At 67.3% G+C, this 11,501-nt stretch carries 7 protein-coding genes; 3 read left to right on the top strand and 4 right to left on the bottom strand.

Going from position 1 to position 11,501, the window contains the following annotated elements:
* Positions 1-30: 30 nt before the first annotated feature.
* Together HMPREF1008_RS09450 and rlmKL are read right to left on the bottom strand one after the other, a co-directional pair.
* Positions 31-498, bottom strand: a complete 468-nt coding sequence (locus tag HMPREF1008_RS09450; RefSeq protein WP_009279640.1) for a type II toxin-antitoxin system HicB family antitoxin — start codon at positions 496-498, stop codon at positions 31-33.
* Between the two features lie 524 nt (positions 499-1,022).
* Positions 1,023-3,512, bottom strand: a complete 2,490-nt coding sequence (gene rlmKL / locus HMPREF1008_RS09440) for a bifunctional 23S rRNA (guanine(2069)-N(7))-methyltransferase RlmK/23S rRNA (guanine(2445)-N(2))-methyltransferase RlmL (protein WP_009279639.1) — start codon at positions 3,510-3,512, stop codon at positions 1,023-1,025.
* 436 nt (positions 3,513-3,948) lie between these two features.
* On the opposite strand from rlmKL, the gene HMPREF1008_RS09435 reads away from it, so the two are divergent.
* Positions 3,949-5,667, top strand: a complete 1,719-nt coding sequence (locus HMPREF1008_RS09435; protein ID WP_009279638.1) for a phospho-sugar mutase — start codon at positions 3,949-3,951, stop codon at positions 5,665-5,667.
* A 219-nt stretch (positions 5,668-5,886) separates the two neighbouring features.
* On the opposite strand, the gene HMPREF1008_RS09430 is transcribed toward HMPREF1008_RS09435, so the two are convergent.
* Entirely contained in the window at positions 5,887-7,095 is a 1,209-nt protein-coding gene (locus HMPREF1008_RS09430) for a hypothetical protein (RefSeq protein ID WP_009279637.1), read from the bottom strand.
* A 396-nt stretch (positions 7,096-7,491) separates the two neighbouring features.
* Here HMPREF1008_RS09430 and HMPREF1008_RS09425 point away from each other — a divergent pair, with 396 nt between their 5' ends.
* Positions 7,492-7,932, top strand: coding sequence for an arginine repressor (locus HMPREF1008_RS09425; protein WP_009279636.1), 441 nt, complete (start codon positions 7,492-7,494; stop codon positions 7,930-7,932).
* A 116-nt stretch (positions 7,933-8,048) separates the two neighbouring features.
* On the opposite strand, the gene HMPREF1008_RS09420 is transcribed toward HMPREF1008_RS09425, so the two are convergent.
* Entirely contained in the window at positions 8,049-10,211 is a 2,163-nt protein-coding gene (locus HMPREF1008_RS09420) for a transglycosylase domain-containing protein (RefSeq protein WP_009279635.1), read from the bottom strand.
* Between the two features lie 160 nt (positions 10,212-10,371).
* Here HMPREF1008_RS09420 and HMPREF1008_RS09415 point away from each other — a divergent pair, with 160 nt between their 5' ends.
* Positions 10,372-11,277, top strand: a complete 906-nt coding sequence (locus tag HMPREF1008_RS09415) for an alpha/beta hydrolase (protein WP_009279634.1) — start codon at positions 10,372-10,374, stop codon at positions 11,275-11,277.
* Positions 11,278-11,501 lie beyond the last annotated feature (224 nt).

The raw sequence follows: 11,501 nt of genomic DNA, 5'->3' as shown, positions 1-11,501 counted from the left end.
GCAGCTGGCGTGAACCCGAAGAGGCAGGGGCTAGGCCAGGGCGGCCCGCTGCCGTCCGGAGGGCCGCCCTGGCCGGCTTCCCTCTGCGAGCCTGCGCTCGATGCTGGCGACGGTCACGAAGGTGTGCCTGCCGATTCGGAACCCATCCAATATCCCGGAGGCGATCATCTGGGTGACCCTGCCCGCCGAGACACCAAGCCTCCTGGCGGCTTCGGCGGCGCTGACGCGCTCGCCGGGCAGGACGTAGGAACCGTCTGTCTGGAAATACACGGCGACAGCCTCGCGTCCGTCGTCAGGGGAGACCTGCCGGGGCTCGGGGACGGGCTCGCCGCGGACAAGCAGGGACGCGATGTAGGTGGCCATGGCGTCAGCGGCGCTTGCGAGCGCCCTCATGCGCGTGTCGCCATGGCTGAAGCAGCCGGGGAGGTCGGGGACGCTGACGTCATAGCCCCCCTCCTCGTCCTTTTCGAGCACGGTCATGAAGACATAGTCCCTCATCGAACCAACCCCTTCGCTCCCTAGATCCAGCCTGCCGCCTTGGCGATGTTTCGGTACGTGCCGACGGGAATCTCGCGCTTCGCCGTGGGGACGGTGATCATTCATCCTGACCTGCGAAAGACGATGTGACTGCCACGACCCGGCTCGTCGTCCCAACCTTCGCGCCTCAGACGTCTGATCACCTCTCGGACCTCTTGCTCTTTCGGCATTCCCTCTCCCTAACTATAAAGACTTTATAGTTATAGTCAATGGGATCCTAGTTATGTAACACGATATTACATAGCTGAAATCAGCATGGAGTCCAGGGAATGGGCGAGAGGGGCGCGCCGGCTCGATCGAGGGCCTAGTACATAGCTCCGAGGGGGCGGGCACGGAGCCCACCACTCTCGTTATGCGAGGGATGCCAGCTCGCGCCTAGTCACATGGTCGCTATCGGTGCCCTGGCCATGCCGCATGGGCGACGTCCTGACTGGTCGCCATGCGCGGGATCCCTCGCGTCAGGTCGCTCCTATGGGCCGACGGCCCTACGCGCGCGACTCCGTGGCGACGCGCCGCAGAACGTAGCAGTGGTGCACCTTCTGGTTGCGCGAGAAGTCCTCGGGGATGGTCTGCGCGGTCACGTCCTCGAGCTCCACGCCATAGCGGCGGAGCTTCTCCACGTCGGGCCTGAAGTCGCGCAGGTTGCAGCAGAAGACGGCACGGCCGTTCCTGGTCAGGATGCGGCTCAGGCCTATGAGCAGCTCGGCATGGTCGCGCTGCACGTCCCAGCTCCCGCGCATGCGGTTGGAGTTCGAGAAGGTGGGCACGTCGCAGAAGACGAGGTCCCAGCGGTTCGCGGTGCGTCTCTGCTCGCTCACCCACCCTATGACGTCCGCCTGGACGAACTCGTGCTCCGGTCCGTCGAAGCCGTTGCGCTCCATGTTGCGGCGGGCCCAGTCAAGCGAGGGGCGGCTCATGTCCACGGTCGTGGTGTGCTTGGCGCCCCCGTCCGCCGCGTAGCAGGTGGCGGACCCGGTGTAGGCGAAGAGGTTGAGGAAGCGCTTCGAGCCCTCGGTCTTCTTGGCCATCTCGCGCACCATGGCACGGGTCTCGCGGTTGTCGAGGAAGAGTCCGCAGTCCAGGCGGGTGGAGAAGCTGACCTCGAAGGTGAGCCCACCCTCGTCCACAAGGTGCGCGCCCTTGGGGAGCGTCGGCCGGCGGGGGTGGTCCTGTCGAGCGTGCGCGTCCCTCTCCCTCCCATAGACGCGCTCGCGGCGAGCGTCCTGGCCCGCAGACGCCTCGTCGGCGTACTGCGAGCCGCCACGGGCGCGGGTGCGCACGCGGACGAAGCAGTCCTCGTGGCGGACGTCCAGGACGCGCGGCGCGATGGCCAACACGTCGAGGAGCCTCATGCGCGCGAGAGCGGGGTCGACGGACTTCGGTGGGGCGTACTCGAAGACCTGCAGCCAGCGCCCCCTGCCCTTGCGCGCGGGCATGAGCTCGGAGCCCTGGAAGAGGTCGATGGTGACGGCGTAGTCGGGCAGGTCTGCGTCATAGACGCGGTAGCAGCTCACGTCCTCGCGCCGCGCCCACTTGCGCCGGAGCCGGGCGACCTTCGCAAGGCGCGCGGCGAACTGGTCGCTGGCGGGCACCAGCACGGGGACCCTCTGACCGTCGGGAAGGGTCAGCTGGGGGCGCTCCCGGGCCGCCCCTCCCAGCGCCTCGGCGGCAAAGACGCGCACGCTCGCCCTGTCCTGACCCACGTAGACCTCGCTCGTGCTGGCAGGGCTAGCGCCTAGGACGGCGTCGACCGTGGCGTCCTTCGCCAGCACGACGAGCCGCGACCGGTCGTCAGCGAGCGCCGACAGCGAGACGACGTCCGCCAGCGATGACGCCTGCACGGCGACCTCGTCCTCGGCAAGCCATGACAGGTCGGCCACGAGCAGGGGAGAGAATCCGCCCTTCCGCTCGGAGCGGTGGCCCTCGAGGAGCTCCTGCAGCCATGACAGGCTGCCCATGCGGAGCTCGACGTCCATTCCGGCCGCGCGGAGCGCCTGGCGGGCGGAGTCGAGTGCGCCCCTACGGGACTCGGAGGCGAGAAGGACGAGCTGCGTCCGCCCCGAGCTCACGCGCTCTTGGCCGAGCTCCGCCCGCTCCTGGGCCTCGGCGAGGAGGCGCTGCCATGTCTCTTCGTCGTGCCCAAGCCAGCCCTGGAAGCCCCAGCGTCGCCTGAGCAGCCCCGGGGCGCGGTCAAGTGCCTGCGCGGCCGCCTCGACCACCAGGGTGCCCGCCCCGGAGTGCGCGACGGCGAGCGTGGGGTCGTCGCGGCGGCAGCTGCGGAACCAGCCGCCCGCCGCGAGGAGGGCGGCCGCGTAGTCGGGCCTGAGGGGCGCGATGCTCGCGCGCGGCGAACGCGCGGCCTCGTACCCGCGGCGGAAGAGCGCCTCTCCGCTGAGGTCTATGCCCACGGTCGCGCGCTCACGTGAGACGCGCACCACCACGCGCAGGTCTGGGTGCGAGGTGTCGACGTCAGGTCGCGCCCCGGCGCGCGCGAGCATGCGGTCGACGATGGCGTCCTTTGCCCTGACCGCCACGAACTGGGTGTTCCTGAGCTGGGAGTTGGTGCCGTGGGCGTCCACGGCCACGGTCGAGCTGGGGAGGAGCTGCTCCTCCCAGGGAATCTCGGAGATACCCTGATAGAGCGCGTCGGCATCGCGCGCGCTCGCACGGGCGAGGACCAGCACGACGCGGGAGGCGATGCGGGACCAGAGGCAGGCGCGGTAGGCGTCCTCGAGGCCGCCCACGAAGCCGACCTGGCCCCTGAGGGGGCGCAGCTGCTGGATTTGCAGGCCAGAGAGCTCGTCGGCGAGCAGCCGCTCGAAGCCGGAGGGGCAGCTCGCGAAGAACTCGAGGCCTCCGGTTGTCTCGCGGCGCACGTCGCCTTCGTCGGGGACTTCTGTGGCTGTCTGGGTGGTGGGGCCTGGCTCGGCGTTCATCGGGTCACCTTTCGCCCGTGGAATGTAGGTGCGAACCATGATAGCTGGGCTCCTCTCGCCGTTCTGGGAATCGTCGGGTGCTCCCCAAAGCCACATGCCCCGCCACGCCGGGAGGCTGGCGCGCAGGCTGGGGCCAGGTTGCGCACGAAATTCTCCCGAGCTGGGAAAACGTGAGATTGCGCGCAGACTGTCCGTGGCTTGCGCGCCGCAGACGAGACTCCGGGGCCATTGCCGCGCAGGTCGCTTGCGGTTTGCGCGCGAATCTCTGCTGGGCTGGGGAAAGGCCGAGACCCGCGCAGTCTGTCCGCGGTTTGCGCGGCACGCACCTGCCATCTCTCGCTCCGCTCCCCGCCCGCGGCATGCGCCGCCCCTCTGGCGCGGCCGCGACCCCGGAGGTGCCCCCCAACGACTACCATGATGGGCAAGGTACATATTGGGCGCGAGAGCGCAGCAGGTCGACCCAAAGGAGAAGCACATGGACAAGGACACGCAGGCCAAGGTCCAGCTTTGGAGGGAGAAGGTCAGCGAGCCTGACCTCAAGGCCGAGCTCGAGGGGCTGGCATCCGACGACGAGGCCCTGAACGACGCCTTCTACCGCGACCTTGCCTTTGGCACCGCGGGTCTGCGCGGCGTCCTGGGCGTGGGCACCAACCGAATGAACGTCTACGTCGTTGCCCAGGCGACCCAGGGCGTGGCGGACTACCTCAACGCCCACTACGACAAGCCCACGCTCGCGCTCGCCCGCGACTCCCGCCTCAAGGGGGAGGACTTCCAGAAGGTCGCGGCGGGCGTCCTTGCCGCCAATGGCATCCACGTGTACGTCTACCCCCGCATCGAGCCCGTCCCCACGCTCTCGTTCGCGGTGCGCTACCTGCACACCTCTGCCGGCATTGTGCTCACGGCCTCCCACAACCCCGCGCAGTACAACGGCTACAAGGTCTACAACGACAACGGTGGCCAGATCACCGACGAGGCAGCGGACGAAATCAGCGCCAACATCGCCAAGGTCGACCCCTTCGAGGACGTCAAGCGCATGGACTTCGAGGAGGGCCTGGCCAAGGGTCTGATCGAGTGGACCCCCGAGGAGGTCCTGGACTCCTTCATCCAGAGCATCAAGAAGGTCTCGGTCCCCGGTTTCAAGGCGGACGAGAGCTACTCCGTGGTCTACACTCCGCTCAACGGCACGGGCATGGAGTGTGTCACGCGCATTCTCAAGGAGATCGGCGTCGAGAACGTGACCGTCGTCCCGGAGCAGGCTGAGCCAGACGGGAACTTCCCCACCTGCAAGTACCCCAACCCCGAGTTCCGCGAGGCGCTCGAGCTCGGCCTGAAGCTCGCCGACGAGGTCAAGCCCAACCTCCTGGTCGCCACCGACCCCGACGCCGACCGCATGGGCACCGCCATCCCGCACGACGGCGAGTACAAGTTGCTCTCGGGCAACGAGATGGGCGTCCTGCTCATGGACTGGCTCGCCAACATGGCCGAGGCCAACGGCGAGGACGTCGCGCGCAAGGTCGCGGTCACCACCATCGTCTCGTCCGCGATGCCCGACGCCCTCGCACGTGACAAGGGCTTCGAGCTCAGACGCGTGCTCACCGGCTTCAAGTACATCGGTGACCAGATCGACCAGCTCAAGGACGAGGGCGAGGAGGACCGCTACCTCATGGGCTTCGAGGAGTCCTACGGCTACCTCGTGGGCACCCATGCCCGCGACAAGGACGCCATCGTCGCGGTCGAGATGTGCGTCGAGATGGCGTCCGACTACGCGTCCCGCGGCATGGACCTCTACGAGGCCATGGAGGCCCTGTACCAGAGGTATGGCTACTACCTCAACGGCACGGTCAACGCCGCCTTCCCCGGTGCCGCCGGGGCGCAGAAGATGGCGGGCATCATGCAGGGCCTGCGTGACAACCCACCGGCGGAGATCGGCGGCCTCAAGGTCGTGGGCATGACCGACTACGCCACCGGCGCCCAGATGCCGCGCGTCTCTGGCCTGCAGAAGGAGGAGGCGCAGGTGCTGCCTCCCGCCAACGTGATCGAGTTCCGCTTGGAGGACGACAACAAGGTCATCTTCCGTCCCTCGGGGACCGAGCCCAAGGTCAAGGCCTACCTCTTCTCCAAGGGTGCCACGCGCGCCGAGTCCGAGGCCGTGAGGGACAAGCTCCAGGCGGCCTCCGAGGCGCTCCTCTCGTAGGGTGCGGGAAGACATCGTCTGACCTGCCTGACGGATGGCGTCGGGCAGCTTGTGGGGCCGGGTCGCCTGGTTGGCGGCCCGGCCCTTCGTTGGTTGGGGCCAGGGTGCCTTCGGGCACGGTCCCTCTGGCGTGGGTCCCCGTTGCCGCCACGCATGGAGATGCCCCGGGCGAGAGGTGAGTCCCCCTCGCCCGGGGCATGGGCCAGAACGTTCGTGGGACTACTCGCCGGAGGAGTTGCCCTCCGTCGCGGACGACCCGCCGTCGTAGCTGAGGGCGTAGAAGACCGAGGAGTTGGAGCCGATGGTCCCGGCCGCCCAGCCGTGCGAGGAGGCCTGCTTGGAGCTGGGGTCGCGCAGGATGACCGAGCCGTCCTGGTTGATGCCTACGACGACGGCCCAGTGGACGTAGGGGCTGTCGAAGTTCGCCGCGAGCTGGACGATGACCGCGACCTCCTGGCCGTCCGCGAGGATGGTGGAGAGGTTCTCTCCCGAGGCCGTGTACTCGTGCAGGGTGAGCCCCAGCTTCTGGGCCTCGCTCGCGAAGAAGTCGGTCTTGGTCGCGATGTCCTCGTTGGTGGCGTAGCTGCCGCTCGTCGCGTCGGCAGCGAGGTCGGCGGGGGTCTTGTCGGACTTGCCCGTGAGGCCCATGTAGGCTATGGCGAGGGAGGTCGGTCCCGAGCCGTTGACGCCGATGTTGCTGCCTGCGTAGTCCACGAAGCCCCAGCGGATGTCCCAGTCGTAGAGCTCGGGGAACGTGCCCTGGGTGACGCTGTCCTGGTAGGCCTGGGCGCTCTTCTCGGCCGTGGGGACCGCCGTCACGAAGTCGATGGCGTCGGGCTCGAGGAGGGCCAGCTCGCAGAGCCGCTCGTCCGGGTACTTGTTGGCGTTGGCCGCTATCTGGGCGATTTTCTCGCCGTGGTCGAGGGCGGTCGAGAACTTGGCCGTGAGGTCGTCACTTGCGCCGGCGGCCACGCGCGAGTCGAGGGAGTTGCCCCCCTCCGCCTGTGAGGTCTGGTCGCCCTGGTTGGGCTGTGCGGGGGAGGAGCAGCTCCTGACGCAGCTCGAGACCCCCGCCACGAGGGCGAGGATGACGACGAGCCCGGCGAGGAGCAGGAGGAGCGAGCGATTGTTGAGGCCGTGGCGGCCCAGCAGCCCTCCCGAGCCGCGCTCGAAGCCTATGCGGTGCGACTTGAGCGAGTAGCCCGTGTCATGGCCCGCGATGGAGCGGTAGTTGCGCTCGCTGCGGTAGCGGCCCTGGTTCCTCTGGCTGGGGTGGGACGTGCCCTTGAGGGTGCGCCCCTGCCTGGAGCGCGAGTAGTCCCTGCTGTTGGTTGACCCGTAGCGCTGCTCGCTCTGCCGCTGGGCGGCGGACCTGGCCGAGCGGCCCGAGGAGCCGCGGCGTCGTCTTGGGTCTGGGGAGTTGGCCATTTCGATTCCTCCGTAGCACTCTGGCGGACGCGCCCGGAACGTGCGCAATCGCACCACGTGCATCACATATTACGGCAGGCTGTCAGAACGGGTGCCAGGGGAGCGGCTAACGGAGGCCTGGCCAGGCAAGGTGCTAGTATCCTGGTCCCATGGGTCGGCGGCGCTGCGGCTGACGGTGCTGCCTGGGTCGCGTTGGGAAGGGCGTCGCGTGGCCACCGCGCCGGTAAGGAGATGGCCTGCGCATATCGAAGCACCTTGTGCGTTTAGCCAATACTTCTTGACTTTTATTTACATGCTGGAGCAAAGTAAACATGTTTGTGAGAAAACCTTATCGCATATGCGTAAAGGGTGAGAATCGCGTCGCTCGTCGACGCATGCATATTGGGAGGACGAGTAGTGGTCAAGAGGCGCAACAACAGGCAGGATGCCATCAGGGACATCGTGAGGGGCAAGTCGATCCGCACCCAACGGGCGCTGGTGGATGAGCTTCAGTCCATCGGCTACAACTGCACTCAGGCGACGGTCTCGCGCGACATCGCGGACATGGGGTTGCGCAAGCTCGCGGAGGGCATCTACGTGCTGGCCGAGGACCTTCACCTGCAGCGCATGGTCTCCGAGTTCGTGAGCGACGTGGAGAGGGCTGGCAACCTCGTGGTCATCAAGTCGCAGCCCGGCACCGCCCCTGGTGTCGCCGCCGCAGTCGACGCCGCCGCGCTTCCCGAGGTCAAGGGCTCCGTTGCCGGCAATGACACCGTCTTGGTCGTCTCGGGCAGCGAGGATGCCGCGAAGGACCTGGTCAACCTGGTCAGCAAGCTGAGGGACACGCACAACAAGTAGGAAAGGACGCACCTCTCGCTCGCATCTTTTGCCATAGAAAGCGGCTTGCCCCCGGCACGCGCACTTCCGGCGCCGGGGGCAAGCGTGTCTTGCGGCAATGTGCGTGGGGAAGGTGCCTACTCAGTCGTCGATCCGCCTCCGCCCGCCGTCTCGGCCGGGGGCGTGGACTCGCCCGTGCCGGACGTCCCGCCCGTCGACGCGCCGGGCGTAGCCTGTGTGCCACCTCCGGACTCGGACTCGTCACGGGTGCGTTCGCGAGTCTGCCTCTGGGTCTCCTCGTCGACCTGGGTCTCCTCCTCGTCGTCCTCGACGGTCTCGTAGTAGTAATAGTTGCTGTTCGTGTACTCGTTGGTCTTGCTGAACTTCCAGGAGCTGTTCTCCTTGTAGGTGGGGCTGGTCGTGACGCTGGGGAACTCCGCCCGGTCGACGCCGTCGAGGGCCTGGTTCACGAAGCTCACGAAGATGGGCACGGCGGTGTTGTAGGGGTGGCCGTAGGAGCCGCCCACGATGACGGGGGCCTCTTCCTGGTAGCCGCACCACACGGCGACGGAGAGCTGCGGGGTGATGCCGCAGAACCAGAGGTCGCGGTAGTTCTCGGAAGTGCCGGTCTTGCCGCCCACGGGCTGGTTGGCACTCATGGTGTAGCCCACCACGCTCGCCGTGCCGCCGCTGCGCGTGACGCCCTGGGTCACCTTGCGGATGTCCTGGGCCACGGAGGGCTCGATGACCTGCGTGGGGCTGTCCTGGTGCTCGTAGACTGTGTTGCCGTTGCGGTCCTCTATCTTGGTGATGGCGATGGCGTCGCGATGCACGCCGCCGGAGGCGATGGTCGCGTAGGCCTCGGCCATCTGCACGGGGGGCACGCCCTCGGTGCCCAGGGTGATCGACTCGTAGGCGGGAAGGTCGACGTCAATGCCCATGGCCTTGGCCATGCTGACCACCTTGTCCGCGCCGACGGCTTCGATGACCTGCACGAAGCCCGTGTTGGACGAGATGGCGAATGCGTTGGCGAGGCTCAGGGTGCCGTAGCTCTCGTTGCCGAAGTTCTGGACCTTCCAGGTGGGGGTGAACTGCATGGGGGAGTTGCAGTTGATGAGCACGCTGGGGTTCATGCCCGCGTTGAGCGCCGCTGCTAGCGTGAAGATCTTGAAGCTGGAGCCCGGCTGCCTGCGAGCCTGCGTGGCCAGGTTGAACTGGTTCTCCGAGTAGTCCCGGCCGCCCACCATGGCGACGATGTAGCCGGTGCTGGGGTCTACGGCACAGAGCGCGGCGTCGAGGCGGTCGTTCCCGATGGATTCGAGACGGCTCTGGACGGCATCCTCGGCCGCCGCCTGCTTGCTGGGGTCGAGGGTGGTGTAGACCTTGAGGCCGCCCTGCATGACGGTGTCCTGGTCGAAGTCCTCGAGGAGCAGCTGCTTCACGTAGTCGGTGAAGTAGGGGTAGTTCGCCGCGGCCTCGGAGAAGCTGCCCTCGTTGAGGGTGAGCTCCTCGGAAACGGCGGCGTCGTGGTCTTCCTGGCTGATGTCGCCTTCGTTGAGCATGTGGTCCAGGACCGTGTTGCGCCGGGCCGTCGCCGCCTCGGGGTTCGAGAAGGGGTCGTAGGCGGAGGGGGACTGGGGGAGGCCGGCCAGCGTTGCCGCCTCGGCCAGGGTCAGGTCGCTCGCGTGCTTGTTGAAGTAGGTGGTGGATGCCGCCTCGATGCCGTACGCGCTGTGGCCGTAGTAGATCGTGTTGAGGTACATGTTCAGGATCTGGTCCTTGCTGTACATCTTCTCCATCTGGATGGCGATGTACGCCTCGCGGACCTTGCGCTTGATCGTCTGCTCGAACTGCTCGTCAGAGAGGACGGTGTTGCGGACGAGCTGCTGGGTAATGGTGGAGGCGCCCTCGGAGCCACCGCCGAGCTGGGCCACGACTGCGCGCAGGATGCCCTGGGGGTCCACGCCGTTGTGCTGGTAGAAGCGGCGGTCCTCGGTGTCGACCGTGGCCTGGAGGACGTACTTCGAGATTTGGTCGAGGTCGACGCTCCTACGGTTCTGCAGGTAGTACTCGGCGATGGTGGAGCCGTCCGCGGCGTAGACCGTGGTGGGCTCGGCGACCAGGTAGGCGTTGGCCGAGGAGTAGTCGGGCAGGCTCTGGAGCCAGTTGCTCACCATGGCGCCGAGAGAGATCGCCAGCGTCACGAACAGCAGGGCGATGAAGCCGAAGACCCCGGCGATGCCAAACCCCACCACGTGGGTGCGGGAGTGCATGTGGGCCCTGCGGGTGCGAATTCCCATGTATTCCTCCTCCAAGGAAACAGTCACTCCCAAATTATATGCCGAGTTGACAAAGCGTTTTGGGATGGGTCCCACCCTCGACCCGGACACCATGGGGCAGACCGAGGCCTGACTGGACGCGATGTCCCGAGAGTGCCCACGGGCGAGAGGAGCCCCAGACATGCCCCGACCAGCCTCCATAGCGCTCGCCCTCGTCCTCCTTGCCGTGCTTGCGGTGTGCGGCTTCGCGCTCTACATTGCCTCGACCATCGCACGTCCCCACGGGAACAGCCTGACAGAGGAGCGCCGATGGGAGCAGGACCACGGGCTCTGGGGAGACTTCGAATCGCTGGAGAGGACGGCGTGCGTCGCGCCCGGCAAGGACGGCTACGAGCTCCACTGCGAGCTCGTGAGCGCGCCCGAGCCCAGCGACCGCTACGTGATCGTCTCGCATGGGTTCAGGGCCAATCGCTACGGTGCCGCGAAGTGCGTCGGTGCCTGGGAGAGCCTCGGCTACAACTGCATCGTCTATGACCTACGCGCCCACGGAGAGAACGCACCTGCCACCTGCACCCTGGGCAAGGTCGAGTCGGAGGACCTCCTGACGCTCGTGGCGGACGCCCGCGAGCGCTTCGGCGAGGACATCACCCTGGGGCTCATGGGGGAGTCTATGGGGAGCGCCACCACGCTCTGTGCCCTGGGGTCGAGGCCGAAGGTCGACTTCGCCGTGGCGGACTGCCCCTTCGCCAACCTGCGCGAACTCCTCCGATCCGGCTACGACCAGGCGCGCGTGGGTCCGCTCCTGCCCGTGGTGGACGCAGCCTGTCGCCTGCGCTATGGCTTCGAGCTCGCCGAGACGAGCCCCGTCTCGGCGCTCGCGGGCAACCGCGTCCCCCTCTGCCTCATCCACGGGGAGGACGACGCCCTCATCCCACCCTCCAGCAGCGAACGCTTGCGCGACGCGACCGCGGGTTACGTCGAGCTGCACCTGGTCCCGGGAGCGGGCCATGCCGAGTCGCGCGAGGTGCTGGGCCAGGAGGGATACGCCCAGATCCTCTCCGCATTCCTCTCCCGCGCAGGCGTCTAGGACTTCCGCCGACTACGTCGAACGCGCCGCACTTACATCCGACTACGTCGAATGCGCGGCACTTATACCCGACTACGTCCAACGCGTGGCCCTTACGCCCGACTACGTCCAACGCGCCGCACTTACGTCCGACTACGTCGAATACGCGGCCTTTAAGCCCGACTACGTCGAACGCGTCTAATACCGTCGCGTTTGCCCAGTTGTCGGAGGGCGGAGAGACGTAT

This window comes from Olsenella sp. oral taxon 809 str. F0356 (genome assembly GCF_000233535.1).
GTDB classification, from domain to species: Bacteria; Actinomycetota; Coriobacteriia; order Coriobacteriales; family Atopobiaceae; genus Olsenella_I; species Olsenella_I phocaeensis.
This window is presented reverse-complemented; position numbering and strand designations above follow the sequence as displayed.